Source organism: Cognatishimia sp. 1_MG-2023 (assembly GCF_030548175.1).
Classification (GTDB): domain Bacteria; phylum Pseudomonadota; class Alphaproteobacteria; order Rhodobacterales; family Rhodobacteraceae; genus Cognatishimia.
Genome location: NZ_JAUORX010000003.1, coordinates 312,903 through 339,649, shown reverse-complemented (window position 1 = coordinate 339,649; position 26,747 = coordinate 312,903). Strand labels below are relative to the sequence as shown.

Sequence of the window (26,747 nt, the reverse complement as noted above, 5' to 3'; positions counted from 1 at the left end):
TTGGGTCCTTTTACCACCACTGGCTTGGTTTCGCTACGAATCCCGCAGCATTTTCCAACGCATAGGCGGTATTTAGCAAATCACCCTCTTCCCATGGACGACCAATCAGCTGCAAACCAAGGGGCAAGCCTTGGGAATCCATACCGGTTGGTACGGAAATACCGGGTAGGCCTGCAAGGTTTACGGTGACGGTAAAGACGTCGTTTAGATACATCTTAACTGGATCTGCATCGTTCATCTCTCCCAAACCAAAGGCCGCGGAGGGCGTTGCTGGGGTCAGGATTGCGTCAACGCCTGCAGCAAAGACATCATCGAAGTCTTTCTTGATCAGTGCACGCACGCGACGGGCGCGGTTGTAGTAAGCGTCGTAGAAACCCGCAGATAGAACGTAGGTCCCGATCATCACACGGTTTTTCACCTCGTGGCCGAAGCCTTCGGCGCGGGTTTTTTCGTACATCTCAGTGATGCCATCGCCCTGCGCCAAAGTCGCGCGGTGACCGTAGCGTACGCCATCGTAGCGCGCGAGGTTAGAAGACGCTTCTGCAGGTGCAATCACATAGTAGGCTGGTAGCGCGTATTTGGTGTGCGGCAGGCTAATGTCAACAATCTCTGCACCAGCGGCTTTCAGCATGGCTGTGCCATCTTCCCAGAGCTTAACGATCTCAGCTGGCATGCCATCCATGCGGTATTCTTTTGGGATACCGATTTTCTTGCCTTTGATGTCGCCCGTTAGCATCGCTTCGAAATTTGGCACGGCCAATTCCGCAGAAGTGCTGTCTTTGGCGTCATGGCCGGCCATGGCTTCGAGCATGATGGCTGCGTCGCGCACGGATTTGGTCATTGGGCCTGCTTGATCAAGCGAGCTGGCAAAAGCAACGACGCCCCAGCGGGAGCAACGACCGTAAGTTGGCTTGATGCCAACAATGCCAGTAAAGGCCGCGGGCTGACGGATGGAACCGCCTGTGTCAGTACCGGTTGCAGCAAGGCAGATGTCTGCCGCTACAGCCGCAGCAGAACCGCCGGAAGAACCACCTGGAGTAAGTTTGGCATCATCATTGCCACGACGCCACGGGTTGACTGCATTGCCGTAAACAGATGTTTCGTTAGAGCTGCCCATGGCGAATTCGTCCATGTTGAGCTTGCCCAACATGACGGAGCCTGCATCAAACAGGTTCTGCGTGACGGTGGATTCATATTCCGGCAGGAAACCTTCGAGGATACGGCTAGCGGCTTGTGATGGCACGCCTTTGGTGCAGAACAGGTCTTTGACACCGATTGGCAGACCGCACATCGCAGGCGCATCGCCCTCGGCCAAACGCGCGTCTGCGGCTTTGGCTTGGGTCAGAGCGATCTCTGGTGTGTTGTGTACGAATGCATTCAGCTCGCCGGATTTCTCGACAGCGGCTAGGCAGGATTCGGTCAATTCAACCGAAGTGATTTCTTTGGCGCGCAGTTTATCGCGGGCGTCGGCCAGAGTAAGTTTGTTTAGATCAGTCATTATTCAACCACCTTTGGAACCGCAAAAAAGCCTTCGCGTGCATCTGGTGCGTTGGCGAGCACTTTGTCCTGCTGGTCCCCATCGGAAACCACGTCCACACGGCGTTTCAGCTTTTGTGGGGTGACAGATGTCATAGGCTCGACACCTTCGACATCGACTTCGTTCAGCTGTTCAATGAACCCAAGGATGGTGTTGAATTCTTCTGCCAGCGCGGGCAGCGCGTCCTCTTCGACCTTGATGCGCGCAAGCTTTGCGACGCGCGCGGCTGTGTCCTTGTCAATCGACATGCGAAAACTCCAATGTATTCTTGGAATAGCGTTTAGCCTTGCTTTTGGAGCGGTGCAAGCATGTGGCGACGGTAGGTTTCAATCATCCAGCCCAATGCCACTGCATTCAGCAGATGCCACATGAAATGTGTACCCATAGGAATGGCCGTACAAAGCGGCGCGTCGACTGTTCGGATCAGCAGAGATGTGGTCACCAGCACCGCGCCGATAGCGAGGCGTTTGGCCGTTGCAGGGAAGCGATTGCGTAGGCCGTAGGCGTAGAGTGCTATGAGTAAGGGCACTGGGCCGTATGCCGCGGAGCCACCGATACCGGGTATCATTTGAAAGAGCGGCACAAGGGCTGCGGCATAAGGAAAGAAAAGCGCGGTTATGCCGAGGCTACGCCACGTGGATTGATGCCAAAAGGCCTTGGTGGCTGTGAATATATATAGCACTACAAAAATGAGGATCGGTAAGACATCCGCAAGACCTGCCCATGTTTGCGCATAGGTGTGAAAGAGGAAGCTGCCGACGCCAATCGCAAACAGAACCGCACAGAGGCGACGTGCTAAAGGCAATCCCTGTGAGCGACGCCACATGATAACGGCAACGACCAAAAAGGCGCCATTGGTGACTGCGTTGATGGGTTCCGCCCAAAAAGATGGATCGAGGCGCTCGCAGTAACCGTCAACCTGTCTTGTCCAATCCATAATGCACCTGCTCGGTTTGTTTGAAGCTCACCTTAGGGGGCTTTGCCCCCGGTCGAAACAGAGTTTCGCCCTCCCCCAGAGTATTTGTGGAAAGGTGAAGCTTAGGTGCGTTTTTCACGGAAGAAGTCTTTGAGGAGTGCTTCGCAATCGCTTGCCGCTATCCCGTCGTAAACTTCAGGCTTGTGATGACATTGAGGATGATCAAAGATACGCGGGCCTTGAGCGACACCGCCTGATTTTGGATCAGATGCGCCGAAGTATACCCGTGCAATGCGTGCCTGTGAGATGGCAGAGGCACACATAGGGCATGGTTCAAGCGTGACGTATAGATCGCAACCCGGCAGACGTTCGCTTTGCAATTTGGCGCAAGCGGCGCGGATTGCTAGGATTTCGGCATGGCCTGTCGGGTCGTTATGTTCCCGAGTGCGATTGCCAGCGGTTGCCAATACAGTCCCATCAGGACTGACCAAGACTGCGCCCACCGGGACTTCGCCACGATTTGCGGCCGCTTTCGCCTCAGACAAGGCGTGATCCATGTGGCTTTTGAACTGCATTCTTATCTGTTGCCTTACCATTCCCCCTTTCGCAATGGCATTTTGCCCGTTAGAGAGCGTCAATGACCAAAGACAGCCCAAAACCAGCATCGCAAGGTGATCGTATCGCCAAAGTCCTCGCCCGTGTGGGTATTGCTTCGCGTCGCGAAGCAGAACGCATGATTGAAGCGGGGCGCGTTTCGGTGAATGGCGAAGTCTTAACCTCGCCCGCGTTAAACGTAACAGGCCGCGAAAAGATTCTGGTAGATGGCAAACCCATTGCAGAGCGCGAGCCTGAACGCATTTGGCTCTATCACAAACCAACAGGTTTGGTGACGAGCCATAGTGACGAAAAAGGTCGCGCGACGATCTTTGAAGATTTGCCAGCAACGATGCCGAAACACGTCATGACCGTTGGGCGGCTCGATATTAACTCTGAAGGTCTGTTGTTGCTAACCAATGATGGCGACCTAAAGCGCAAGCTTGAGCTGCCTTCGACGGGTTGGGTGCGCAAATACCGCGTGCGGGTCAATGGGCGCCCGACAGAGGATCAGTTTAAGCCGCTGCGTGACGGGATCACCGTGGATGGCGAGCGTTTCGCGCCGATGACGATCACTTTGGATCGTCAGCAAGGGGCGAATGCTTGGGTCACCGTTGCACTGCGCGAAGGCAAAAACCGCGAAATTCGTCGTGCGATGGAAGCGATTGACCTAAAGGTAAACCGCTTGATCCGTGTGTCCTATGGTCCGTTTCAGTTGGGTGATCTGAAGCAAGGTTCTGTCGAAGAACTGCGCCGTCGTGTGGTTCGCGATCAGCTTGGGCTTGATGGCGCGGTTGCACCAGAAGAGCGCAAAACACCTGCGCGCCGACGCAAGTCGATGGCGGGTAAGCCCGGAACAGGTCAACCGTTTGGGGCCAAGGCAGGCATCACAAAGCCTGCTGGCGGCAAGCCTACTGGCACCCCGACGCGTAAGAAAACATATGCAAACTCTAAAACGGGTCGGCATGAACTTTCTAATATGGATCCAACCAAACGCGATCCAAGCAAATCCTTGCGTGGGAAATCCGCTGGCGGAAAGCCAACAGGTGGCAAACCAAGTGGCAGCAGGTCGGGTGGTAAACCGAGTGGTGGTAAGCCAAACGGCCCGATGCGGAAATTTACGCCAAAGCGTTAAATCCTAGTTGCTGAGACAGCAAATCAGGAATTCCCCGTATTAGCGGCTTTGCCCAGAGGCCGAGTTGGTCTATGCACTTGACCCAAATGCATTCTTACTTGGGGCAGTGTTATGGCCGACCTTCTAACCATAGAAAATCTTGGGAACCTTTTGATGCTTTGCTTTTTGCAAGCTGTCTTGGGGTTCGACAACCTTCTGTATATCTCAATTGAATCTCAACGCGCGCCTGTTGCGCACCAAAAAGCGGTGCGGTTCTGGGGGATCATTATCGCGGTTGCCCTGCGGGTGGTGCTGCTGTTTGTGATGATCCGCTTGATCGACTCTCTGGCGGAACCTTTCTGGGTCTTTAACCAGCCAGGATTGATCGAAGGCGGTGTTAATTTTGCGACTTGTGTCTTTATCCTTGGTGGTGTTTTCATCATTTACACGGCGGTTAAAGAGATCAGCCACATGCTGTCGGTTCAGCATTTGGATTCGGATTTGGACCACAAGAGTGGTAAGTCAGCGGCCAAAGTGGTGATGTTGATCGTTTTGATGAACCTTATCTTTTCATTTGATTCCGTCCTGTCCGCGCTGGCGATCACGGATGTGTTCCCGATCCTCGCAACGGCGATCATCCTATCGGGCTTAGCGATGTTGGTCCTCGCCGATGGTGTAACGCGGTTCCTTGAGAAAAACCGTATGTATGAGGTTTTAGGCCTATTTATCCTGTTGATCGTCGGTGTTGTTTTGCTCGGCGAAGCCGGTGTTGCCGCGTCTCATGCGATGCATGACGATGCTTTGGCGTTGAAATTCTTTGGCCACGAAGTTGTACCAATGTCCAAAACAACCTTCTATTTCAGTGTGGTTGTGTTGTTTGTGGTTGAGATCATTCAATCCGGATACGCCAGAAAGCTGGACGCAGAACGTTCTTCTGGTTCCGCACACTAAACTCAAAACGCCCGCGCTTGCCGCGGGCGTTTCGCTTTTTAGGCCATCTTTCGGCGTGATGTCGCTTGGGGATTGTTCCCCCTAGCAAGTTGGCGCGAAACTTCTTAGATTTCTGGCAGGGTTAGCGGGGAAACCAAATTCATGTCCGACACGGGTTTGCAAAAACTAGCATTTGTTTTGCTTGTCATATTGATGCTCTACGTCTCTGTCGCAGGAGGCGCATGATGGCTCAGAAATTTGGTGGCAAATATAGCCCTGACGAAAACGCGCAATCTGGCACAAAGCCCGGTCCGTTTCTAAACGCCAAACGCAGCCGTGCTGGTGGGCGGGTAAATGCGCTATTCCTGACGCCCCTGCCCTTGATTTGGAAAGCATTTACATCCGAGCCATTGGTCATGGCGCAGTATCTTTTGGCGCTCGGGCTGTTGATACTGGCAGCTTGGCTCACGCGTGAAGGCATTCTTGCACAAGAGGCTTATGAGGCTCGTAAAGTTGCGCGCCGCCCTGCTATGCCGCGTAAGCTTGCGGGATCACTCCTGACCGGTGTTGGGTTGGCTGTTGCAGGGATTGCCGGGTTTGGCATGGTCGAAGCCATTGTGTTTTTGGTGCTTGGCACGGTTATTCATAGCCTCGCCTTTGGCTTGGACCCAATGCGTGACAAGGGTGCCGAGGGGATCGACACCTTTCAAACAGACCGTGTAGCGCGTGCGGTTGATGAAGCCGAAAAGCACCTTGCGGGCATGGCTGACGCGATCAAACGCGCGGGCGACCGCAATATGGAGCGTCGCGTGGCGCAATTCGAAGTCACCGCACGGGATTTGTTCCGCACCATCGAGGACGATCCACGTGATCTGACCTCTGCGCGGAAATACCTATCAGTCTATCTAAAGGGCGCGCGTGACGCGACGGTGAAATTCGCCGACGTCTATAGCCGCAATCAATCCGCAGAGGCGCGCGAAGGATATGCCGCCCTGCTGGACGATCTAGAACAGAATTTCGCAGCCCGGACACGTAAGCTGCTGGAAAACGACAACAGCGATCTGTCTGTTGAAATCGACGTGCTGCGCGAAAGACTGCAGCGCGAAGGCATCCGGAACGATGCATAACGCCTTAAAACGCGAGGGGAATTAAATGTCTGACACTGTACGTCAAAAAGCCGAAGCAGCACTGGCCGAGGTCGATGCGATCAACGCTGTAGTTCTGCCAGAACCAACTGAATCCACGGCCATTGTGCCACTTGCGGATGCTGACGCACCGACAAGTGCCGAAATCACCAAGCGCATGGCTGAATTGGATATGACAGATACGAATTCGATCGTATCCTTTGGCTCGTCGGCTCAGGCGGAGTTGCAAGAAATCAGCCAATCCATGCTGCAAGGCGTACGCAACAAAGACGTTGGCCCAGCCGGTGACAGCCTGCGTAGCATTGTTACTACGATCCGCGGTTTCTCTGTTTCCGAGCTAGACGTGCGCCGCAAGCGTAGCTTCTGGGAGAAACTGTTTGGCAAGGCCGCGCCCTTTGCAAAGTTCACAGCGAAGTTCGAAGAGGTGCAAAGCCAGATCGACAAGGTCACGGACAATCTGCTGGATCACGAGCACACTTTGATGAAAGACATCAAATCGCTCGACGTCCTTTATGAAAAGACCTTGGATTTCTACGACGAGCTGGCGCTGTACATCGCAGCGGGCGAGGCGAAAATCGAAGAGATCGACGCCAAAGACATTCCAGCAAAAGAAGCTGAAGTGAAGGCCGCACCAGAAGCCGATCAGGTTATGAAAGCGCAAGAGCTGCGCGACCTGCGTTCTGCGCGTGATGACCTTGAGCGCCGCGTGCACGACCTAAAACTGACCCGCCAGGTGACCATGCAGTCCCTGCCCTCGATCCGGTTGGTTCAGGAAAACGACAAGTCGCTGGTGACAAAGATCAACTCAACGTTGGTAAACACTGTACCGCTTTGGGAAACCCAATTGGCGCAAGCTGTGACGATCCAACGCTCTGCCGAGGCAGCCGCAGCGGTACGCGATGCGAACGACCTAACCAACGAATTGCTAACATCAAATGCAGCCAATCTGCGCGAGTCCAACAAGATGATCCGCGAAGAAATGGAGCGTGGTGTGTTTGACATCGAAGCCGTCAAACAAGCAAATGCGGACCTGATCGGCACCATCGAAGAAAGCTTGCAGATTGCTGACGAAGGCAAGGCGAAACGCGCCGCAGCAGAGGCTGATTTGAAGCAAATGGAAACTGATCTACGCGATACTTTGGCCGCTGCGAAATCCAAGGCAACGGGTCTGGGTCATTCCATCGGAACGGCTGCAGGCAACGAATAAGTGATTGGGCGTCGGGCACTTTTTGCAACTTTGACAGCAGGCATTTTAAGCGCCTGCGAATTGGCTGTGCCCGATAGCGCGGCCCCTGCGGTTGCCCCGACGCCCGTCGCCCTGCCACTCCCCCCGGCGCCAAGCCAGCAAAGCAATGCAATCCGCACCTATTACGCTAACTTGCAAAACGATCTACTTGTTCAGGGCCTGATGCGCCGCGATGGCGGTGGCCCGGATACGCCTTTTACCGCTGACATGTTGGCGCGTAACTTTGAACGCATCGCCTTTTATGACGAGCATCGCATTGGCACGCGTCTGCAATCCAGTAACGGCGAAGCACGGCTATTGGCGCGGTGGGACACCCCCGTCCGGATGAAAGTTGAGTTTGGGCCAAGCGTACCCACCACACAACGCAGCAAAGACAGCGCCACAGTTGCCGCATTCGCCAATCGTCTGGCCCGCGTCACGGGTCATCCGGTGGTAACAGCTAAAAACCGCAGCAATTTCCACGTTCTAGTCGTGGGCGAAGATGACCGCGCGGCTATGGGCACACGGTTTTCGCAACTCTTGCCGAACCTAACGGCGGCCAATCGGGCGTTGCTGCAGAACCTACCACGCGACATGCATTGCTTGGTTGTGGTTAGCCATTCGGATTCTGTGGTCCCACGTATTCTATCCGCCGTGGCGATTGTGCGTGCTGAACATCCGGACCTATTGCGCAAAGCCTGCTTTCACGAAGAGCTTGCCCAAGGGATGGGCCTTGTGAACGACAGCCCAGATGCGCGCCCTTCTATCTTTAACGACGACGATGAATTCGCCTTGCTCACAAACCATGACGAGGCCCTATTGCGTATGCTATATGATCCGCGGCTCACCATCGGCATGACCGCCGACGTAGCCCGCCCCATCGTCCGTATTATTGCCCGCCAAGAGCTGGGCCAAACTTTGTAAGTATCAGGAGCCTCACATGGGTATTTTCGACTTCCTCAAAGGTGAATTCATCGATGTGATCCACTGGGTCGATGACACACGGGACACGATGGTCTGGCGGTTTGAACGCGAAGGCCACGAGATCAAATACGGCGCCAAACTGACCGTGCGCGAAGGGCAAGCCGCTGTGTTTGTCCACGAGGGGCAATTGGCCGATGTGTTCACCCCGGGTCTCTATATGCTAGAGACCAACAATATGCCGATCCTAACGACGCTAAACCATTGGGATCACGGCTTTAAAAGCCCCTTCAAATCCGAAATCTATTTCGTCAACACAACGCGGTTTAACGATCTGAAATGGGGCACCAAAAATCCAATCATGGCGCGTGATCCAGAGTTTGGCCCAGTGCGCCTACGCTCTTACGGCACCTATTCAACGCGTGTCTCTGACCCGGCCCGGTTCCTGACAGAGATTGTTGGCACCGATGGTGAATTCACCATGGATGAAATCAGTTTTCAGATCCGCAATATCATTGTGCAAGAATTCTCGCGTGTGATCGCGGGCTCTGGCATTCCGGTATTGGACATGGCGGCCAACACAGCTGATTTTGGCAAGATCGTTGCCGAGGCGATTGATCCCGTGATCCAGCAATATGGCCTGTCGATCCCGGAACTTTACATTGAAAACATCAGCTTACCACCAGCTGTTGAACAGGCGTTGGATGATCGGACATCCCGTGGAATTGCGGGCAACCTGAATGACCACATGAAATGGAAAGCCGCCGAAGCCGTGGGCAATGGTGGTGGCGCAGGTGATGCGATGGGCATGGGCCTTGGCGCCTCTATGGGCCTGCAGATGGCGCAGGGATTGATGGGCGCGGCGGGTGGAGCACCGGCTCAGCATGCGGCGCAACCTGCCCCGCCGCCTCCGCCGGTTGAACATGTGTGGCACATTGCGGAAAACGGCAAAACGACTGGCCCGTTTTCCAAAGCACGGCTTGGCCAGATGGTCGCTGACGGATCGCTGAAACGCGAAACCTATGTTTGGACGGCTGGCCAAGACGGCTGGAAAACAGCGCAGGATGTGCAGGAATTGGCACAGTTGTTTACGGTAATGCCGCCACCCCCTCCGCCAGGCGCCTAAACCTAACATATTGAACATCCACGATTATCCGAGATGACATGACCAACATGCCCGCCCCACCAGCCGCGCCGCAAAGCGCGCATCGCTTTCCGTGTGATCAATGTGGGGCGGACTATCGTTTTGCGCCTGATGCGTCAGAATTGGTGTGTGATCATTGCGGCCACCATGCCCCGATGGAGGGCATGGGCCCTTGGGCTGGGTCCATCAACGAGTTGGATTTTAAAAGCGCGATCAACAACTTACTGCCCGCGCAAGAGATCGAGGAAATCCGCGTTTCTGTCTGCCCGAATTGCGCCGCTCAGGTTGAATTTGACGAGGTAAACCACGCGCAAGATTGCCCGTTTTGTGCGACACCCGTGGTGGCGGATACAGGCAAGCACCGTCATATCAAGCCCAAGGGCGTGCTGCCCTTTGCATTGGATGAACGCGCTGCGAACAAAGCGATGAGCCAATGGTTGGGCAAATTGTGGTTTGCGCCCAATGGTTTGCAAGAATACGCGCGCAAGGGGCGCAAGATGGACGGCATCTATGTGCCCTATTGGACCTTTGATGCCCAAACAGAATCCGCCTATCGCGGCGAGCGGGGCACCGAATATCATGAAACACGCACTGTGAACCGTGACGGAAAACAGGTGCAGGAGCGCGTGACCAAAGTACGGTGGCGCAATGTTTCAGGAAGAGTTGCGCGATTCTTTGATGATGTTCTTGTTCTAGCATCCAAAAGCTTACCAAAACGTTTCACCCAGGCGCTTGAGCCGTGGGATTTATCGGCATTGGAACCCTATCGCCCTGAATTCCTTGCAGGTTTTCGGGCCGAAGGTTACGCGGTAGAGCTTGAAGAGGGGTTCGTTGAGGCGCGCCAGCATATGGATCGGGTGATATTGCGGGATGTGAAATTTGACATCGGCGGTGATCGACAAAGAGTACATGATATCAACACCTTAGTGTCTGATGTGACCTTCAAGCACATCCTGCTGCCTGTGTGGATGGCGGCCTATAAATATCGCGGAAAAACCTATCGGTTTGTCGTGAACGGGCGCACTGGGCGTGTTCAGGGAGAGCGACCTTGGTCCGCTTGGAAGATTACATTCGCTGTGATCATAGGGGCCATTGTGGCGGCAGCGGTGGGTTATATCATCGCGCAAAATCAATAAATATCAAAAGGTTATCTTAAAATGCGTGCATTGGTGCAACGGGTGTCCGAGGCGGCGGTTCGGGTAGATGGGACAGTTACGGGTGAAATCGAACAAGGTCTGTTGATCCTGATCTGCGCGATGAAGGGTGATACCGAGGCAGACGCCGATAGATTATCCAGCAAAATCAGCAAGATGCGGATTTTTACGGATGAGAATGGCAAGATGAACAAATCCGTTTTGGATATTGGTGGCAGTGCTTTGGTGGTGAGCCAGTTCACCTTGGCTGCGGATACGCGCAGCGGAAATCGTCCCGGCTTTTCAACAGCTTGTGGCGCTGATGAGGGCAATGCGTTCTACGAATACTTCGCCAAATCCATGGCTGATACGGGTGTACCGGTTGCCAAGGGTATTTTCGGCGCAGATATGAAGGTTTCGTTAATTAACGACGGTCCTGTGACCATTTGGATTGATACGGATCAGTGGAAATAGGCGCAGTTCGCTGCATTAACCCTGCATTTTTTGGCCGCTTGTTTACCGTTTGAAAAGGTTTGCGCGCCTATTTTGTCTACAGATCGTGGTGTTGCGCGGCGAGGTCCACAAGGTGAGCCGATGTTACGATCTGTAAATGTGAAATTCGTACGTTTCGCGGTTTGAAACGTACGATTCGAGAAAAGGGTTAATACAATGATCATACATACGTCCGAATCTGGTTAACGCAGCCAGAATTTGCAGGCGAAAATTTATGCTTGCATCGTTGGCGATAGATTTTCGGGAAGCTTAGGATCGTGCCATTTGTGGACCGGCGGTGATGGCAGTGGGTGCTTTGGGCCTAGCGCAGTTCGTGCGGGGCACAGGCTGTTCTCGTGCCCTGGCTGAGTTAGCATGTGACGGAAAGCGATGTTTGCGTACGTAGAGAGCAATGAGCCATTCGCAAGCCAGTGACGGCGGTGACGGCGGTGACGGCGGTGACGGCGGTGACGGCGGTGACGGCGGTGACGGCGGTGACGGCGGTGACGGCGGGCCACATTTGCACGCCGTCTCGTCAATCCCCATCAGGGCGTAAAACGCCCCTAGCCGGTCTTTTTCACGAACTTCGTTAGAATGACGATCCGCTGACTTTCGACGCGGCCTTCGATGTGCTCTTCGTTGTCATGCACCAAAGAAATGTTGCGTACCGGTGTGCCGCGTTTTGCCGTAAAGCCTGCACCTTTTACAGGGAGGTCTTTGATCAAAACAACGCTGTCACCGGCAGACAGAACGACGCCGTTGCTGTCACGGTGAATGACGGCTGGTTCGTCAGAAATACCAGCCTCTGCCCATTCTAAGTTTTCGGGCTCCAGATACGCAATGTCCAGCAAGTCACGTGCCCATGGGGCCTCGGGCAAGGATTTTAGCAGACGGTATGCCAGAACTTGAGTGGCGGCATCTGTGGACCAGATGGCGTCGTTCAAACAATTCCAATGTGGGGCGTCGGTGATGCTGCCTTGGGCGGCAGAAAGGCATGTGTCGCAGAGGGAAACCACATCGGTGCGAGGTGAAACGGTGTAATCGGTGACGGATGTGTCGGATGAGCATAGAGCGCAGGCCATGGAGGGTCCTTCCCAAAGAATGGCTCGCTTATGAGGGCAATTCGCGGGCGCGTCTAGGCGGAACTGCGGGGCGGCGGGTGGTCAGAGGCTTGCCTCTGTTCAGCCGCCGCCCTGCCCTGTCATTAGACCGCCAATGTGGCGTCGACTGCGCGTTTCCAAGCGGCGTATTTGTCTTCGCGGAAGGGTTCTTGCATTTTGGGTTCGAACTTTCGTTCAAGCGCCCATTTGGCTGCGAATTCTTCTTGGTTTGGGTAGACCCCGGCGCGCATACCAGCGAGCCATGCGACGCCCAATGCGGTGCTTTCTAGAACCTCTGGGCGATCCACCGGTGCGCCGATGATATCGGCGAGGAATTGCATCGCCCAATCGCTGGCGGTCATGCCGCCGTCTACGCGCAGAACTTGGGTTTGAACGGCTTCGCCAACGTCGCCGCGCATGGCTTCGAGTAAGTCGCGGGTTTGAAAGCCAACGCTTTCAAGGGCGGCACGTGCGAATTCTGCGGGGCCTGAGCCACGGGTCAGGCCATAGATTGCGCCGCGGCAGTCTGGCGCCCAATATGGTGCGCCGAGGCCAGTGAAAGCGGGTACGAGGATCAGGTCCTGTCCTTTGTCGGCGTTTTCGGCTAGAGCCTGCGTTTCTTTGGCGTCGTCAATGATGCCAAGCCCGTCGCGCAGCCATTGCACCACAGCGCCCGCGATAAAGATCGCGCCTTCGAGAGCGTAGGTTGGTTTGCCGTCAAGTTGATAACCGATGGTGGTTAGCAGGCGGTTTTTCGAGGCAACCGGCGTGTCGCCTGTGTTCAGCAGCGCAAAGCAGCCTGTGCCGTAGGTGGATTTCATCATGCCTGGCTCAAAGCAGGCGTTGCCCAGGGTCGCGGCCTGTTGGTCGCCAGCGACGCCCATGACGGGCACTTCGGCGCCAAAGATGTGGCCTCTGTTGTGCCAAAGTCAGCGGCGCAGTCTAGCACCTCTGGCAGCATGGCTTGTGGGATGTCCAGAAGCGAGCAGATGCGGCTGCTCCATTTGCCCTTGTGGATGTCATAGAGCATGGTGCGGGCAGCGTTGGTGGCGTCTGTGACGTGGCGTTTGCCGCCGGTCAGGTTCCAGATAATCCAGCTGTCCACGGTGCCAAAGGCCAGTTGGCCAAGGCGCGCGCGGGCGTGCAGGCCTTCGTTGTGGTCGAGGATCCATTTCACTTTGGTCGAAGAGAAATACGGGTCAAGCAGCAGGCCTGTGGTTGCGGTGACCAGTTCTTCGTTGCCTTCGGATTTCAGGATGCGGCAGATGTCGGCGGTGCGGCGGTCTTGCCAGACGATGGCGTTGTGGACGGGTTCACCGGTTTGGCGATCCCAGACAACGGTGGTTTCGCGCTGATTGGTGATGCCGATTGCTGTGATGTCCACGGCGGTAATGCCGACCTTTGCCATGACGTCGTTGCAGGTCGATAGCGTGGTGTTCCACAGGTCCATCGGATCGTGTTCAACCCAGCCGGATTGCGGGAAATGTTGGGTGAATTCCTCTTGGGCGCTGTCGATGATTTTCATCTCGCCATCAAAGAGGATTGCGCGCGTCGAAGTGGTGCCTTGGTCGATGGCCAGAATATACGTCATGCTGTCTTTCACCCTATCTGCCTGCGTTGGTCACAGAATGCCTGAGATTTTGGGTGAGGCAAGTCGAATGCGGTGGGCCGCCGACCGTCCTCCCCACGATCAGTTGGCAGATCGTTAGCGCGAACATGCGCGTTTGAAAAGAGGTGAATGCAAAAAGAACCCCGGACAATGCCGGGGTTTTTGTGATTTTCTGTGGTTTTACTCTTGTTCGAGCCATTCCCAAGGGCGTGTGTAGGCCCCGAGCACCTTTGTAACGTCTTGTTCACTTGAACCGTTTTGAATGACCTGCGCGACCAAGCCGCGCTTTTTGTCATCCACAACCTGGCCGACACGCGCCGGGTTTTCCGCTTTTTCCAAAGCGGCGTTGTAAATCCGGGCAATGGCGGATTTGCGCAGGTCGGGTTTGAACACTTTGCCAACGGCCGTCTTGGGCAGCTCTTCCAAAATCTCGATATGTTTGGGATGGGCTGCGCGTTCGTGGACATGGGTTTTGCAATGCGCGATCAGCTCTTCGGTGGTGACTGCGGCTTCTGCGACCAGTTCGACATAGGCACATGGGATTTCGCCAGAATGCGCATCGGGTTGGCCGATTGCCCCTGCCATGGCGACGGCTGGGTGAAGCATCAAGGCTTCTTCGATTTCGGCCGGATCAATGTTGTGGCCGCCGCGAATGATCAGGTCTTTGGCGCGGCCTGTGATCCAAAGGTATCCTTCGGCATCTAAGCGCCCTAGGTCGCCGGTGCGCAGGTATTTATCGGCATAATACAAATCTGCGTTTTTCTCGGTCTCTGTATAGGTGTGGCCCACATAGACGCCGGGGTTGGACACGCAGATTTCGCCGACTTCGTCTGTGGCGCATTCGATTTGGCCATCTGGCGTGGATTTGATGATGCGCACATCTGTGTGCGGGAACGGGATACCGACCGAGCCGACACGCTTTTCGCCCGCTGGTGGGTTGCAAGACACAAGGCAGGTGCATTCGGTCAGGCCATACCCTTCGACGATTTTGATGTCAGAGGCGGATTCAAAGCGCTTGAAAAGCTCCATCGGCATGGGAGCCGAGCCAGAGAACGCCACCTCGACAGAGGAAATATCGGCATCGACGGGGCGCTGCATCAGCGCGGACACGGCGGTTGGCACGGTGATGATAAAGGTGATTTTCCAGCGTTCGATGAGTTTCCAGAAGTTATCAAAGACCCCCTCGCCGCGATAACCCTGAGGGGTTGGAAAGACCACATGCGCGCCGGATGCGATGGCGGACATCATAATCACCTGAACCGCGAATACGTGGAACAACGGCAGTGGGCACATGATGTTGTCTTGTTCGGTGAAGAGTAGCCGATCGCCGATCCAGCCATTGTAGATCATGCCATCGTAGCGGTGTTGTGCGACCTTGGGCATGCCAGTTGTGCCACCGGTGTGGAAGTAGGCGCCGACGCGGTCGCCGTTGCTGTCGGGGAAGTCCAGCGTGGTGTTTTGCTTGGCCATTTCTTTGCTGAAATCCAGCACATCCGCGTGATGCTCGCCCGTGATTTTTGGGCGGATAAATGGCACGATCCAGCTTTTGGGTGGGCTGAGATACCGCAGCAGATCGACCTCTAGCACGGTATTCACATTGGGCGCGTGACGCACAGCTTCGGCCACCTTTTGGGGCACGTCCGTTTTTGGAAAGGCCTTGAGTGTGACAACAACCTTGGCCCCGGTTTCGCGCAGGATCGAGGCGATCTGTTCGGGTTCTAGCAAGGGGTTAATCGGGTTCGCGATGCCCGCGATCATGCCGCCCATCAGGGTGACCAGCGTTTCATGAGCATTGGGCAGGATATAGGCAACGGAATCGGTTTCTTGCACACCAAGGCTACGGAATAGATTGGCAGCCTGCACCGATTGGCTGTGCAGTTGTGACCATGTCAGCGTTTCGGACTTGTCCTTTGGGCCAGACGTCAGTTGATAGCTGGAGGCCGGACGATCCGGGAAACGGTCGCGCGTGCGTGTTAAAAACTCGTACATCGTGGCCGCGGTATCGCGGTCTTCCCAAGACATTTCTGCATCGATGGCATTGCGGTCATCAACTGACGCGAAGCTCATATTGTAATCCTCCCTTTTCACCCCACCCGTAGAAATACGGACCAGCCTTAGACAGCCTTTGTTTTGGTTGTGCGGCAAGACTCACCCCGGGTCACCTAGCGATCCGACGTTACGTCCAAATGCTATTCGCCCCAGTGTTTTGTCACACGACAGCAAACACAAGCTTTTTTGCACTTTATGGGAGAGGAATTATTCTGCAGCCATGCCATCGGTGAACTGAAGGCGCGCCAGTTTGGCGTAAAGCCCGCCTTCGGCAACGAGGGAATCGTGGCGGCCTTGGGCGACGATGCGGCCTTGATCCATCACAACGATACGGTCCGCTTTTTTCACGGTTGCTAGGCGGTGCGCCACGATAATTGTGGTGCGGGTTTGGGCAAGTTCATCCACCGCCTGTTGAACCAGGCGTTCGCTTTCGGCGTCTAGCGCGCTGGTGGCTTCGTCCAGCAGCAGCACCGGCGCGTCGCGTAGGATGGCGCGAGCGATGGCGATGCGTTGCTTTTGACCACCGGACAGCATTACGCCGCGTTCGCCAACGTAGCTGTTGTAGCCTTCGGGCAATTTTTCGATGAAGTCATGGGCAGCGGCGGCTTTTGCGGCGGCGTGGACTTCGGCGTCGGTGGCTTCGGGGCGACCAAAGCGGATGTTTTCAAGAGCGGTATCCGCGAAGATCACTGGGTCTTGGGGAACAAGCGCAAGGGATTTGCGGAAATGCGTGCGGGCGGTTTCTGTGAGAGGCACGCCGTCTAGGCTGATTTGGCCAGTGACCGGATCATAGAAGCGCTGGATCATTTGGATGATCGTGGTTTTGCCTGCACCGGATGGTCCCACGAGCGCGACTGTTTCGCCGGGCTTGATGGTAAGTGACACCTCTTCGAGCGCTGGGATATCTGGGCGCGCTGGGTAGTTGAAGTTAACGTTGTTAAAGGTGATCTCGCCGCGCACGGGCTGCGGTAGCAGTTTTGGGGCCGCTGGATCAGTAACGGTGTCTTCGGCTTGTAAGAGTTCAACAAGACGTTCAGTGGCCCCTGCTGCGCGTTGCAGTTCACCCCAGATTTCAGACAGCGCTGCGACGGAGCCGGCGGTCATGATCGCGTAGATTACGAATTGGATCAGCGCACCGGGGGTCATGATACCGCTGCGCACATCGTTGGCACCAATCCACAAAACGCCAACCACGCCGGAGAAGATCAGAAAGATCACGATGCTGGTCATCAAGGCACGGGTGTTGATGCGGCGTTTGGCGGATTTAAGGGACAGGTCCGTAACATCGGCAAAGACCTGACGGTTTTGGTCTTCGTGGGTGAAGGCCTGCACGGTTTGTACGGAAAGGAGCGCCTCGGAGGCGTTGCCAGATGATTGCGCGATCCAGTCTTGGTTTTCACGGCTGAGGCCACGCAGGCGACGGCCAAGCACCAGAATTGGCACGACCACCATGGGTACAATCAACAGAACCAAGCCTGCGAGTTTGGCAGAGGTGAACAGCATCAAGGCCAGACCGCCGATAAAGATCAGCAGGTTGCGTAGCGCGATAGAGATTGAGCTGCCGATCACAGACAGAATCAAAGTGGTGTCGGTGGTGATCCGCGATAAGACCTCGCCGGTCATGATGTTTTCAAAGAAGGATGGGCTCATCCCGATGATGCGGTCAAAGACAGCTTTGCGGATGTCAGCGACGACGTTTTCACCCAGCTTGGTGACAAGCATGTAGCGGAATGCGGTGCCGATGGCCAAAAGCCCGGCGATTCCGAAGGCAGACAGGAAATACTGGTTTAACAAGGCATCTTCGGCAACGCGGAAGTTATCCACGACCCGGCGCGCGGCGATAGGCATGATCAAGGATACGCTCGCTGTCAGCACAAGCGCGACAAGCGCCATGACCGCCAAAGCGCGGTATGGGCGCAGGAAAGGAGCAAGTGCGCGCAGAGCGCGGATATTCTTGGATTTCGCGCGGTCTTCGTCGCTTTTGACTGGTGTTGGAGTGCGCGCCATAGTGTCCTCGTTGCCGGTATTGGTCCAAAACTGGGGCCGTTTGGGCTTTACTGGCCCCCCTGCCCGGATTGGTCAAGGGTCGCAGATGCCACGGGTTAGCATATTTGGTGGCAAAACCTCTTGGACAAGAGATGCATAAGTTCGATGCATAATTGTTGGATGGCCACTTGACGTTGTTTTGTCGCTGAAATAACTAATGCGAACGTGAGCGGGTATGGTGAAATGGTATCATAAGAGCCTTCCAAGCTTAAGGCGCGGGTTCGATTCCCGCTACCCGCTCCAAAACTTCCCTACTCTTTGAAATTACTGAGAAAACCGCCGCGCTAGTTGAGTGCGACGATTTTGCCCGGGTTCAGGATGTTGTCTGGATCCATGGCGCGTTTCAGGGTGGCCATGACGGTATAAGCCTCGCCATGTTCGGCCTGCATGTAAGGTAATTTACCCGTACCGACCCCGTGCTCGCCCGTGACTGTCCCGCCGTGTTTCAGCGCAAGGTGATTGAGGTGTGAGGCGACGGCCTTGGCGCGTTGCACTTCATCGGTATTGTTTGGGTCAACCAAGATTTGCAGGTGAAAGTTGCCATCCCCGACGTGGCCGACCACTGGTGACAATAGATCAGAATCGGCAATTTTGGCTTTGGCCTCTGCGATGCATTCGGCGAGGGCTGAAATGGGGACACAGCAATCTGTGACTACACCAGAGGCCCCTTTGCGCAGGGCTTTGGCCGCGTAATAGGCGCTGTGGCGTGCGGCCCAAAGACGCGTGCGGTCTTCGGTCTTGGTGGCCCATTGGAATTCAGATGCGCCAAGGTCTTCGGCGATGTCTTTGAAGGTTTCGACCTGTTCGGCAACACCTGCGGGGGAGCCATGAAATTCTAAGAAGAGATGCGGTTTTTCTGGTAGGTCGAAGTCATCGTTATAGGCGTTGATCGCTTTGATCTGTACTTCGTCCACCAATTCGATCCTTGCCATGGGCAGGCCGATTTGGATCGCCATGATCACGCTATTTACGGCATTGTCGATGTCTTCGAACACACATGTGGCAGCAGATATGCTTTCGGGCTGGCCAAACAATCGAACGGTGAGTTCGGTGATAATACCAAGCGTGCCCTCGGAACCGATGAACATGTGGGTCAAATCATAGCCCGCCGAAGACTTGCGCGCGCGGCTGCCGGTGCGGATGATGGTGCCGTCCGCTGTGACGACCTCTAGTGCCAGAACATTTTCGCGCATGGTGCCGTAGCGGACAGAGTTGGTGCCTGAGGCGCGGGTTGCGGCCATGCCGCCCATGGTGGCATCTGCGCCGGGATCAACGGTGAACATCAGACCGGTGTCACGCAGGGCTGTGTTTAGCTCTGTCCGTGTCACACCCGGTTGTACTACGGCGTCCAGGTCATCAGTGTGGATTTCCAGCACCTTGTTCATCTGCATCATGTTCAGACTGATGCCGCCTTTAATCGGAACAACGTGCCCTTCGAGAGAGCTGCCAACACCATATGCTACGACTGGACATTTATGCTGGTGGCAGATTTTCATGATCTCTGACACTTCGGCTGTGGATTGCGGAAAGGCCACGGCGTCAGGCAAAACAGGTGTGCTATATGCCTCGTCATGACTATGGGTTTCGCGGATGGATTGGCCCGTTGACAGCCGATCGCCAAGTAGTGATTTCAGCGCGGTGATGGCAGCGGCGTTTTGGTCAGCGGTCATGGGCTCCCCTTCCTTAACCTTTTGGCGATCATGACTTTTGACGGGCAAAGCGCAAGGGCATATTATTGGCTGGTCATATGCGAGGGGTCGCCATAATTTGATGCCTAAAGGAAGGATCTATAATGGCTGAACAAACACCAGTGGTTTTGCAATCGACTTTGACATGCCCCAAATGCCAGCATGTCGAGACCGAGACCATGCCCACCGATGCGTGCCAATGGTTTTATGAATGCAAATCATGTGGTGAGGTTCTAAAGCCGCTTGAGGGCGATTGTTGTGTTTATTGTTCCTTTGCCACTGTGCCCTGCCCGCCTATCCAAGAGGGCAAGTCCTGTTGCGGCTAGGCTGATTAAACGCCTTCGACGATTGTGATATTTGGAATGCCCGCGTTTTCGCGTAAGGCACGCGCGGCTTGGTAGGCGTCTGAGTGATAGCAGTCGAGCGCATGTTGTAAGGATGGAAATTCAATCACCACATTGCGCGGATGATCAGCGCCTTCTAGCGCCTGATACGTGCCGCCGCGCGCTAGAATTTTGGCACCGTATTCTGCAAAAGGCGCGGCCGAGGCTTGGGCGTAAAGTTGATATTGCGCGGGATCGGTGACGGTGACGTGGGCGATCCAATAGGCCTTGGGCATGCTGTGTCCTTTGCGAAATAAGGGCGGGTGCCGAAACACCCGCCCTATTGTTTGGTCTGATTAATTCAACGCTTTGTCCGTGATGGCACTTGTCCAAGCGCCTTCTGGTGCTTTGCTGATCACTGGATCAGAACCACCGGCCAGAAGCGTTTGAACGGTACGCTCGTATGACGCCGCATCTAGCGCGCCGTTTGAGCCAGCCGTCAGTTTAGCGATTTCGCCCATCATGCGTACCTGATGACCCTCGGTCTGTGCGCCGGTTTCATCATAGTCCAGAACGATCATAGCCGCGTCTTCTGGGTTTTCTTCGGCCCATTTCCAACCGCGCATGGAAGCTTTGACAAAGCGTTCCATTTTTTCGGTGAAGGCCGGGTCAGATAGGTTGTCTTCGAGGACATAAAGACCGTCTTCGAGTGTCGCGACACCTTGGTCTTCGTATTTGAAGGTGATCAACTCGTCTGGGCTAACGCCAGCATCGATAACCTGCCAATACTCGTTGTAGGTCATTGTCGAAATACAATCGGCCTGACGTTGCAGAAGTGGATCAACGTTGAAGCCTTGTTTCAGCACTTCGACGCCGGTTTCATCGGCCCCGTCTGTGTCCAGACCAAGCGACGACATCCAGCTCATGAATGGGAATTCGTTACCAAAGAACCAGACACCCAGCGTACGATTTGCAAGGGATTTAGGATCCGTGATGCCCACGTCATTCCAGCAGGTCAGCATCATGCCAGAGGATGCAAATGGTTGCGCGATATTGACCAATGGTAGGCCCTTTTCGCGCGCGGCCAATGCGGCTGGCATCCATTCAACGACAACGTCAGCACCGCCGCCGGCGATGACTTGGGTTGGCGCGATGTCTGGGCCGCCCGGAAGAACGGTGACGTCTAGGTCTTCGTCCGCGTAAAACCCGTTTTCAAGTGCTACGTAATAGCCCGCAAACTGTGCTTGCGTGACCCATTTCAGTTGGAGTGTTACCTCATCGGCTGCCATAGCGGTTGTGGCGGCCATCGCCAGAGCTGAGGCTCCGATTAGCGATGTAAGTTTCATTGGTCTTCTCCTTGTTGAACGTTTTGGTTTTAATTCGTTTTTTATCTGCTCATCCTCGCTGGGATGGGTGCCAATAGGTCACCTTCTTTTCAATCCATGCGACCACGCCGTAAAAGGCGGTGCCGGCCATTGCCGCGACGGCGATTTCGGCCCAAACCAGATCAATGGATAGGCTGCCAACGCCGGTCGAAATCCGAAAGCCCATGCCGCGTGTCGGGGAGCCAAAGTATTCCGCAACAATCGCGCCGATCAACGCCAGTGTGGCCGCGATTTTCAACCCGTTAAAGACAAAAGGTAAGGCCGCTGGAAAACGCAATTTTATCAGCGTTTGCATATAGCTAGATGCATAAGTTTTCATCAAATCGCGCTGCATTGCATCGGCTTCGCGCAGGCCTTGGACGGTGTTCACCAAGATTGGAAAGAACACCATGATCACAACAACGGCGGCCTTGGAATGCCAGTCAAACCCGAACCAACTGACAAGGATCGGCGCAACCCCAACGATGGGCAATGCGGCGACAAAGTTACCGATGGGCAAAAGCCCCTGCGTTAGGAAAGGCGAACGATCAATCAGAACCGCCGTGACCAATGCGGCGACTGCACCGATAACATAGCCGCGCAAGGCGCCTTTTAGAACCGTTTGGCGGAAATCTTCCCACAGCATATCGGTGGAATTCATAAAGGTTGCACCAACATCTGATGGCGCGGGCAGAATGGCTGCGGAAATGCCAAAGGCATGCACCAAGGCCTCCCAAATCACGAGGATCGTGACGCCGAACAACACGGGAATTGTCAGGCGAACAAGCGTGGTGTGGGACCACCGCGAATTTGCCAAGACGATGTTGGTGATAAAGGCAGCTGCCCAAAAAACGCCTGCTAGGATGAGCCAATTCATGCGCGCATCCCCATTTTACGAAGCACAATCGCCTGCGTGCGATCCAAGAGCGTGACCAATGCGCCCGCCAGAATGGCCGCGGCAAAGAGAGCGGACCAGATCGCCAGCGGCGTGCCGAATTGATCGCCAATCAAGATGCGCGCGCCTAGGCCACTGATCGCCCCGGTTGGCAGTTCGCCCACGATGGCACCGACTAGCGCTGCTGCGATGCCCACTTTGAGCGATGTGAATAGATATGGGATCGACGCGGGAACGTGCAGTTTAAGAAACCCCTGCATGCCAGAGCTGCTGTAGGTTTTGAGCAGATCAAGCTGTTCGGATGTTGGCGAGCGTAGGCCTTTGACCATGCCCACTAAGACCGGGAAGAAACAAAGATAGGCGGATATGACAGCCTTGGGAAATCCCCTGCCCTCCACGCCAATTTGCGAGGATAAGACGATGATCATGGGCGCAAGGGCCACAATCGGTACCGCTTGTGAAATGACAGCCCAAGGCATCAACGACATCTCTGCCGCACGGGAATAGACAATGGCGACAGCCAACAGGATGCCGGTTGTTGTGCCCAGAAAAAAGCCCCAAAGCGTTGAGCGTAGCGTGACCCAGCCATGGAAAATCAATGAACGTTTGGACCATGTCCGCCCCTTTAGAACCATCGCGCCGGTGGATTTCCAAAGCTCTTGCCCCACCTGCGTTGGCGTCGGAAGGCGTGGGCGTTTCAGGTTATAACCATCAGCGACAAAGGCCGCATTGTTCGCCATGAGCACCCAGACAGATGTATCGCGGCGATCCAGTGATTTCACCGGGACCACCGTTTCGCCCGCGCGGTCGGCTACATCCAGTGCCACGCGGATGTTCATAGGCGCCACCGCCAAGAACCAGATGACGACAAGGCCAAACAAAACCGCCAAAACTGCAGGAAGTGTCTTAGTCATAAGAATGCCCTGCCCTTAGACCTTCGCGTACCCGATGGGCTATTTCCAGAAACTCTGGAGAGTCCCGAATTTCTAGTGGGCGTTCTGTGGGCAATGTGCTTTCGATCACATCCGAAATACGGCCCGGTCTGGGGGACATCACAACGATTTTGGTCGACAGATAGACCGCTTCGGGAATGGAGTGGGTCACAAAACCAATGGTTTTATTGGTACGCGCCCAAAGCCTAAGCAATTGCTCGTTCAAATGGTCCCGTACGATTTCATCCAGCGCCCCAAAGGGCTCGTCCATCAGCAAAATATCAGCGTCAAAGGCCAAAGCCCGCGCGATACTGGCCCGCTGTTGCATACCGCCAGACAGTTGCCATGGGAACTTGTTCTCAAACCCTGCCAAATCCACCAGCTCTAACACGCGGTTCATCCGCTCTGTTTGCTCGGCTTTGTCAAAGCCCATGATCTCTAGCGGTAGCTTTACATTGCGGCCAATGGTCCGCCACGGATAAAGGCCCGCGTGCTGGAAGACATAGCCATAAGCACGGGCTTTGCGGGCCTCTTCGGCAGAGACGCCGTTAACCGTGATCTCGCCCCCAGTTGGATGTTCTAAATCTGCCATACAGCGCAAAAACGTGGTTTTGCCGCAGCCTGACGGGCCGATAAAGCTGACGAATTCGCCTTTGTTGATGTCCAGAGACACGTCTTTCAACGCATGCACTGGGCCGTCATTGGTTTCAAAAGTCAGCGACAGATTGGTCGCGCGGATCACTGCGTCGGTCATGGTAATTGGTTTTCCTAGATTCCGGCGGGGATATTCATGGGGTCGCGCTTAATTTGCTTGGGCGCGGTCAGTTCTTTCCATTTAGAAAGCGCTACATTGGCGGATGGGAATGCGGGGCGCGGGACAAACCGGCCGCGGCCTGGCTGTGGTTGGCTGTTTTGACCCCAAGCCCAAATAACCTCGCCTCGGCTAAGCGTAAAGCGTGATTGCGCTTTCACTTCAAATCCTTCGAAGACATTGTAATCCAAGACAGAATGATGGTTGGATGCACTGAGTGTTTTAGAAATTTTCGGATCCCAAACGACGATGTCCGCATCCGCCCCTTCGACAATCGCGCCCTTCTTTGGATAGATATTCAGGATTTTTGCAACGTTGGTCGATGTTGCTGCGACGAATTCGTTGGGGGTTAGGCGGCCCGTTTCCACGCCTTCGGTCCACAAAACAGCAAGCCGTTCCTCAAGCCCGTTAGAGCCATTGGGAATCATGCAGAAATTTTCTTTGCCCATCAATTTTTGCTCGCTGGTAAAAGCCGCATGGTCCGTCGCGACCACTTGCAATGATCCAGATTGAAGGCCTGCCCAAAGGCTATCCTGATGCGATTTATCGCGGAAAGGCGGTGACATGACGCGCCGTGCGGAATGCATCCAATCACCTTTGAAATATTCACTTTCATCCAAGGTTAGGAATTGGATCAGCGGCTCACCATAGACGCGCATGCCTTTTTGGCGCGCGCGGCGGATGGCTTCGTGCGCTTGCTCGCAAGACACATGGACGATGTACAAAGGCACACCAGCTGCATCGGCGATGGTGATAGCGCGATTGGCGGCCTCACCTTCAAACTCTGGTGGGCGGGAATAGGCGTGACCTTCGGGGCCAGTGATGCCTTTCGCCAGCATCTCTTGCTGCATATCAGCTACCAAATCACCGTTTTCCGCGTGGACCATGGGCAATGCGCCCAGCTCTTTGCAACGCTTGAACGAGGCGAACATTTCGTCGTCCTCAATCATCAAGGCGCCTTTGTAGGCCATGAAATGTTTAAACGAGTTCACGCCCATATCCACGGCGTCTTTCATCTCGGCAAAGATGTTTTCGTTCCAGCCGGTGATCGCCATGTGGTAGCCGATGTCAGAACAAATCTGCGGCGCTGATTTACGATGCCATTCGTTGATCGCGTTCTTGATCGAACCGTCCTCGCCCGGCAGGCAGAAATCAACCAACATCGTGGTACCACCAACGGCTGCGGCCCAAGTGCCGCTTTCGAATGTTTCGGCCGCCGTGGTGCCCATAAATGGCATCTCCAAATGCGTGTGTGGGTCGATGCCGCCGGGGATCACATAGGCGCCTTCGGCGTCGATATATTCATCCCCAACAAGGTTCTCGCCGATCTGCTTGATCACCTCGCCCTCGATCAGAACATCCGCTTTCCAAGTTCGATCCGCCGTGCAAACTGTGCCGCCTTTGATCACTTTGGTCATATGTCATCTCCCACTCAGCAAGGACCCGGTCCTGCATTCATCTTTCCCCAAATACTCCGGGGGTTTGGGGGCAGCGCCCCCATGATTCACTCTACGATTTCAGCGCTTGTTAAGACCGCATGCAGCAAAACATCCGCCCCGGCCTGTGCCCAGGCTGGCGAAATCTCTTCGGCCTCATTATGGCTTAGGCCATCCACACAGGGACACATGATCATAGCGGTTGGCGCCACATCATTGATCCAACAGGCATCGTGCCCCGCGCCCGAAATAATATCCATATGGCTGTAGCCAAGATCTTTGGCAGCCTCCCGCACTGCACCAACACAGGTTTCGTCAAAGGCGGGTGGATCAAATTGGCCGACAATTTCGCAAGAAAACTCGACACCAATGCTGTCACACAATTTCGGTGCGCGTTCATTGAACTCGTCAACCATCGCGTTGAGTTTATCCAGCAGATGCGTCCGCATATCGACGGTAAAGACAACCTTGCCCGGAATGATATTGCGCGAGTTTGGGTAGACATCCACATGCCCAATAGCACCCACTGCGTTAGGTTGGTTTTTCATTGCGATTTCGTGCACCAGTTCGGTGATCAAGGCCAAGCCACGACCCGCATTTTTACGCATGTGCATTGGGGTAGAACCGGTGTGGCTTTCTTTGCCGGTCACCGTGCATTCGATCCAACGCAGACCTTGGCCATGGGTGACCACACCGATGTCTGTGTCTTCGGCTTCTAGGATGGGTCCCTGTTCGATGTGCAGTTCAAACATCGCGTGCATCTTGCGTGCGCCGACTTCTTCGTCGCCGACCCAGCCAATCCGCGCGAGTTCATCGCCAAAGCGTTTGCCCTCAGCATCCACTTTGTCATAAGCCCAATCTTGAGTGTGTTTGCCCGCAAAGACGCCAGACGACAGCATGGCAGGCGCAAAGCGTGTGCCCTCTTCGTTGGTCCAATTGACCAAAACAATGGGATGTTTAGTTTTAACGTCTAGATCATTCATCGTGCGGATCGCTTCAAGGCCACCCAGCACGCCAAGCACGCCGTCGTATTTCCCACCTGTGGGCTGGGTGTCTAGGTGAGAGCCCATATAGACAGGCAGCGCATCCGGGTCTTGGCCGGGACGGGTCGCGAACATATTGCCCATCGTGTCCACACCCATGGTGCAACCAGCGTCCTCACACCATTTTTGAAACAGAGCACGGCCTTGGGCATCTTCGTCCGTCAGTGTTTGGCGATTGTTGCCACCTGCAATGCCCGGGCCAATCTTGGCCATTTCTTCAAGGCTATCCCAAAGGCGCGCAGGATCAATCCGCAGGTTCTTCCCGTGGTCCATAGTCATGTCTCCCAGTTGGTTGCCATT

Annotated in this window: 25 protein-coding genes, 1 tRNA gene and 1 pseudogene; 11 read left to right on the top strand and 16 right to left on the bottom strand. The window is 55.0% G+C overall.

The genetic code is table 11. The annotated features are described in order from the left end of the window. Window positions 1-10: 10 nt before the first annotated feature. The 4 genes from gatA to Q4544_RS06995 all read right to left on the bottom strand — a co-directional run bounded on the left by gatA (window position 11) and on the right by Q4544_RS06995 (window position 3,028). The gene (gene gatA, locus Q4544_RS07010; RefSeq protein ID WP_303504784.1) at window positions 11-1,498 is read right to left on the bottom strand and encodes an Asp-tRNA(Asn)/Glu-tRNA(Gln) amidotransferase subunit GatA; all 1,488 of its coding nucleotides are present in this window, start codon (window positions 1,496-1,498) and stop codon (window positions 11-13) included. After that, window positions 1,498-1,785, bottom strand: coding sequence for an Asp-tRNA(Asn)/Glu-tRNA(Gln) amidotransferase subunit GatC (gene gatC, locus Q4544_RS07005; protein ID WP_303504783.1), 288 nt, complete (start codon window positions 1,783-1,785; stop codon window positions 1,498-1,500). The genes gatA and gatC overlap by 1 nt, the downstream gene beginning before the upstream one ends. A 32-nt stretch (window positions 1,786-1,817) precedes the next feature. Next, on the bottom strand, window positions 1,818-2,474 hold the full coding sequence (locus Q4544_RS07000) for a ceramidase domain-containing protein (RefSeq protein WP_303504782.1): 657 nt from the start codon (window positions 2,472-2,474) through the stop codon (window positions 1,818-1,820). A 101-nt stretch (window positions 2,475-2,575) separates the two neighbouring features. Further along, window positions 2,576-3,028 (bottom strand): nucleoside deaminase, encoded by a 453-nt coding sequence (locus Q4544_RS06995; RefSeq protein WP_303504781.1) that lies wholly within the window; start codon window positions 3,026-3,028, stop codon window positions 2,576-2,578. Window positions 3,029-3,090: 62 nt separating this feature from the next. Between Q4544_RS06995 and Q4544_RS06990 the strand changes: the two genes are divergently transcribed. From Q4544_RS06990 to Q4544_RS06950, 9 genes are all read left to right on the top strand, one after another. Further along, window positions 3,091-4,182 (top strand): pseudouridine synthase, encoded by a 1,092-nt coding sequence (locus Q4544_RS06990; RefSeq protein ID WP_303504780.1) that lies wholly within the window; start codon window positions 3,091-3,093, stop codon window positions 4,180-4,182. A gap of 111 nt (window positions 4,183-4,293) precedes the next feature. Further along, the gene (locus tag Q4544_RS06985; RefSeq protein WP_303504779.1) at window positions 4,294-5,112 is read left to right on the top strand and encodes a TerC family protein; all 819 of its coding nucleotides are present in this window, start codon (window positions 4,294-4,296) and stop codon (window positions 5,110-5,112) included. Between the two features lie 224 nt (window positions 5,113-5,336). Continuing rightward, window positions 5,337-6,218 carry a 5-bromo-4-chloroindolyl phosphate hydrolysis family protein gene (locus Q4544_RS06980; RefSeq protein WP_303504778.1) on the top strand — a complete coding sequence of 294 codons (882 nt, stop codon included), beginning with the start codon at window positions 5,337-5,339 and terminating at the stop codon, window positions 6,216-6,218. 25 nt (window positions 6,219-6,243) lie between these two features. Next, complete coding sequence (locus Q4544_RS06975; RefSeq protein WP_303504777.1) at window positions 6,244-7,443, top strand: toxic anion resistance protein; 1,200 nt, start codon at window positions 6,244-6,246, stop codon at window positions 7,441-7,443. After that, the gene (locus Q4544_RS06970) at window positions 7,444-8,385 is read left to right on the top strand and encodes a DUF2927 domain-containing protein (protein ID WP_303504776.1); all 942 of its coding nucleotides are present in this window, start codon (window positions 7,444-7,446) and stop codon (window positions 8,383-8,385) included. It begins immediately after the preceding gene. A gap of 16 nt (window positions 8,386-8,401) precedes the next feature. Continuing rightward, window positions 8,402-9,508 carry an SPFH domain-containing protein gene (locus Q4544_RS06965; protein ID WP_303504775.1) on the top strand — a complete coding sequence of 369 codons (1,107 nt, stop codon included), beginning with the start codon at window positions 8,402-8,404 and terminating at the stop codon, window positions 9,506-9,508. A gap of 38 nt (window positions 9,509-9,546) precedes the next feature. Then, window positions 9,547-10,662, top strand: a complete 1,116-nt coding sequence (locus tag Q4544_RS06960; RefSeq protein ID WP_303504774.1) for a TFIIB-type zinc finger domain-containing protein — start codon at window positions 9,547-9,549, stop codon at window positions 10,660-10,662. A gap of 21 nt (window positions 10,663-10,683) precedes the next feature. Further along, on the top strand, window positions 10,684-11,133 hold the full coding sequence (gene dtd, locus Q4544_RS06955) for a D-aminoacyl-tRNA deacylase (RefSeq protein WP_303504773.1): 450 nt from the start codon (window positions 10,684-10,686) through the stop codon (window positions 11,131-11,133). A 430-nt stretch (window positions 11,134-11,563) separates the two neighbouring features. Then, on the top strand, window positions 11,564-11,707 hold the full coding sequence (locus Q4544_RS06950; protein WP_303504772.1) for a hypothetical protein: 144 nt from the start codon (window positions 11,564-11,566) through the stop codon (window positions 11,705-11,707). A gap of 7 nt (window positions 11,708-11,714) precedes the next feature. Here the strand turns inward: Q4544_RS06950 and Q4544_RS06945 are convergent, their stop codons facing one another. The 4 genes and pseudogenes from Q4544_RS06945 to Q4544_RS06930 form a co-directional block, all read right to left on the bottom strand. Next, window positions 11,715-12,233, bottom strand: a complete 519-nt coding sequence (locus Q4544_RS06945; protein ID WP_303504771.1) for an alkylphosphonate utilization protein — start codon at window positions 12,231-12,233, stop codon at window positions 11,715-11,717. 122 nt (window positions 12,234-12,355) lie between these two features. Further along, window positions 12,356-13,842, bottom strand: a pseudogene (glpK, locus tag Q4544_RS06940) (glycerol kinase GlpK). A gap of 198 nt (window positions 13,843-14,040) precedes the next feature. After that, on the bottom strand, window positions 14,041-15,927 hold the full coding sequence (locus Q4544_RS06935) for an acyl-CoA synthetase (protein ID WP_303504770.1): 1,887 nt from the start codon (window positions 15,925-15,927) through the stop codon (window positions 14,041-14,043). A 189-nt stretch (window positions 15,928-16,116) separates the two neighbouring features. After that, window positions 16,117-17,916, bottom strand: a complete 1,800-nt coding sequence (locus tag Q4544_RS06930; RefSeq protein ID WP_303504769.1) for an ABC transporter transmembrane domain-containing protein — start codon at window positions 17,914-17,916, stop codon at window positions 16,117-16,119. 208 nt (window positions 17,917-18,124) lie between these two features. Here Q4544_RS06930 and Q4544_RS06925 point away from each other — a divergent pair. Continuing rightward, window positions 18,125-18,198 (top strand) — tRNA-Gly (locus tag Q4544_RS06925). Window positions 18,199-18,239: 41 nt separating this feature from the next. Here Q4544_RS06925 and Q4544_RS06920 read toward each other — a convergent pair. Continuing rightward, the gene (locus tag Q4544_RS06920) at window positions 18,240-19,625 is read right to left on the bottom strand and encodes an FAD-binding oxidoreductase (protein WP_303504768.1); all 1,386 of its coding nucleotides are present in this window, start codon (window positions 19,623-19,625) and stop codon (window positions 18,240-18,242) included. A gap of 122 nt (window positions 19,626-19,747) precedes the next feature. Here Q4544_RS06920 and Q4544_RS06915 point away from each other — a divergent pair, with 122 nt between their 5' ends. Next, window positions 19,748-19,969 (top strand): GDCCVxC domain-containing (seleno)protein, encoded by a 222-nt coding sequence (locus Q4544_RS06915; RefSeq protein WP_303504767.1) that lies wholly within the window; start codon window positions 19,748-19,750, stop codon window positions 19,967-19,969. A 5-nt stretch (window positions 19,970-19,974) separates the two neighbouring features. On the opposite strand, the gene Q4544_RS06910 is transcribed toward Q4544_RS06915, so the two are convergent. The 7 genes from Q4544_RS06910 to Q4544_RS06880 all read right to left on the bottom strand — a co-directional run bounded on the left by Q4544_RS06910 (window position 19,975) and on the right by Q4544_RS06880 (window position 26,720). Further along, on the bottom strand, window positions 19,975-20,262 hold the full coding sequence (locus tag Q4544_RS06910; protein WP_303504766.1) for a DUF1330 domain-containing protein: 288 nt from the start codon (window positions 20,260-20,262) through the stop codon (window positions 19,975-19,977). Window positions 20,263-20,322: 60 nt separating this feature from the next. Beyond that, window positions 20,323-21,312, bottom strand: a complete 990-nt coding sequence (locus Q4544_RS06905) for an ABC transporter substrate-binding protein (RefSeq protein ID WP_303504765.1) — start codon at window positions 21,310-21,312, stop codon at window positions 20,323-20,325. 49 nt (window positions 21,313-21,361) lie between these two features. Next, on the bottom strand, window positions 21,362-22,207 hold the full coding sequence (locus Q4544_RS06900) for an ABC transporter permease (RefSeq protein ID WP_303504764.1): 846 nt from the start codon (window positions 22,205-22,207) through the stop codon (window positions 21,362-21,364). Continuing rightward, complete coding sequence (locus Q4544_RS06895; RefSeq protein WP_303504763.1) at window positions 22,204-23,139, bottom strand: ABC transporter permease; 936 nt, start codon at window positions 23,137-23,139, stop codon at window positions 22,204-22,206. Before Q4544_RS06895 ends, Q4544_RS06900 begins: the two co-directional genes overlap by 4 nt. Beyond that, complete coding sequence (locus Q4544_RS06890) at window positions 23,132-23,911, bottom strand: ABC transporter ATP-binding protein (protein WP_303504762.1); 780 nt, start codon at window positions 23,909-23,911, stop codon at window positions 23,132-23,134. Before Q4544_RS06890 ends, Q4544_RS06895 begins: the two co-directional genes overlap by 8 nt. A gap of 14 nt (window positions 23,912-23,925) precedes the next feature. Beyond that, on the bottom strand, window positions 23,926-25,386 hold the full coding sequence (hydA, locus tag Q4544_RS06885) for a dihydropyrimidinase (RefSeq protein ID WP_303504761.1): 1,461 nt from the start codon (window positions 25,384-25,386) through the stop codon (window positions 23,926-23,928). A gap of 86 nt (window positions 25,387-25,472) precedes the next feature. Beyond that, window positions 25,473-26,720, bottom strand: coding sequence for a Zn-dependent hydrolase (locus tag Q4544_RS06880; RefSeq protein ID WP_303504760.1), 1,248 nt, complete (start codon window positions 26,718-26,720; stop codon window positions 25,473-25,475). Window positions 26,721-26,747: the final 27 nt, after the last annotated feature.

Bases quoted from the DNA above. Each gene is read 5' to 3' on its own strand.
- Q4544_RS06960 (WP_303504774.1), top strand. From the start codon at position 9,547: ATGACCAACATGCCCGCCCCACCAGCCGCGCCGCAAAGCGCGCATCGC.
- gatC (WP_303504783.1), bottom strand. From the start codon at position 1,785: ATGTCGATTGACAAGGACACAGCCGCGCGCGTCGCAAAGCTTGCGCGC.
- Q4544_RS07000 (WP_303504782.1), bottom strand. From the start codon at position 2,474: ATGGATTGGACAAGACAGGTTGACGGTTACTGCGAGCGCCTCGATCCA.
- Q4544_RS06995 (WP_303504781.1), bottom strand. From the start codon at position 3,028: ATGCAGTTCAAAAGCCACATGGATCACGCCTTGTCTGAGGCGAAAGCG.
- Q4544_RS06965 (WP_303504775.1), top strand. From the start codon at position 8,402: ATGGGTATTTTCGACTTCCTCAAAGGTGAATTCATCGATGTGATCCAC.
- Q4544_RS06945 (WP_303504771.1), bottom strand. From the start codon at position 12,233: ATGGCCTGCGCTCTATGCTCATCCGACACATCCGTCACCGATTACACC.
- Q4544_RS06985 (WP_303504779.1), top strand. From the start codon at position 4,294: ATGGCCGACCTTCTAACCATAGAAAATCTTGGGAACCTTTTGATGCTT.
- dtd (WP_303504773.1), top strand. From the start codon at position 10,684: ATGCGTGCATTGGTGCAACGGGTGTCCGAGGCGGCGGTTCGGGTAGAT.
- Q4544_RS06910 (WP_303504766.1), bottom strand. From the start codon at position 20,262: ATGCCCAAGGCCTATTGGATCGCCCACGTCACCGTCACCGATCCCGCG.
- Q4544_RS06935 (WP_303504770.1), bottom strand. From the start codon at position 15,927: ATGAGCTTCGCGTCAGTTGATGACCGCAATGCCATCGATGCAGAAATG.
- Q4544_RS06900 (WP_303504764.1), bottom strand. From the start codon at position 22,207: ATGAATTGGCTCATCCTAGCAGGCGTTTTTTGGGCAGCTGCCTTTATC.
- Q4544_RS06920 (WP_303504768.1), bottom strand. From the start codon at position 19,625: ATGACCGCTGACCAAAACGCCGCTGCCATCACCGCGCTGAAATCACTA.
- Q4544_RS06905 (WP_303504765.1), bottom strand. From the start codon at position 21,312: ATGAAACTTACATCGCTAATCGGAGCCTCAGCTCTGGCGATGGCCGCC.
- Q4544_RS06895 (WP_303504763.1), bottom strand. From the start codon at position 23,139: ATGACTAAGACACTTCCTGCAGTTTTGGCGGTTTTGTTTGGCCTTGTC.
- Q4544_RS06880 (WP_303504760.1), bottom strand. From the start codon at position 26,720: ATGGACCACGGGAAGAACCTGCGGATTGATCCTGCGCGCCTTTGGGAT.
- Q4544_RS06990 (WP_303504780.1), top strand. From the start codon at position 3,091: ATGACCAAAGACAGCCCAAAACCAGCATCGCAAGGTGATCGTATCGCC.
- Q4544_RS06950 (WP_303504772.1), top strand. From the start codon at position 11,564: ATGAGCCATTCGCAAGCCAGTGACGGCGGTGACGGCGGTGACGGCGGT.
- Q4544_RS06890 (WP_303504762.1), bottom strand. From the start codon at position 23,911: ATGACCGACGCAGTGATCCGCGCGACCAATCTGTCGCTGACTTTTGAA.
- Q4544_RS06975 (WP_303504777.1), top strand. From the start codon at position 6,244: ATGTCTGACACTGTACGTCAAAAAGCCGAAGCAGCACTGGCCGAGGTC.
- Q4544_RS06980 (WP_303504778.1), top strand. From the start codon at position 5,337: ATGGCTCAGAAATTTGGTGGCAAATATAGCCCTGACGAAAACGCGCAA.
- Q4544_RS06930 (WP_303504769.1), bottom strand. From the start codon at position 17,916: ATGGCGCGCACTCCAACACCAGTCAAAAGCGACGAAGACCGCGCGAAA.
- hydA (WP_303504761.1), bottom strand. From the start codon at position 25,386: ATGACCAAAGTGATCAAAGGCGGCACAGTTTGCACGGCGGATCGAACT.
- gatA (WP_303504784.1), bottom strand. From the start codon at position 1,498: ATGACTGATCTAAACAAACTTACTCTGGCCGACGCCCGCGATAAACTG.
- Q4544_RS06915 (WP_303504767.1), top strand. From the start codon at position 19,748: ATGGCTGAACAAACACCAGTGGTTTTGCAATCGACTTTGACATGCCCC.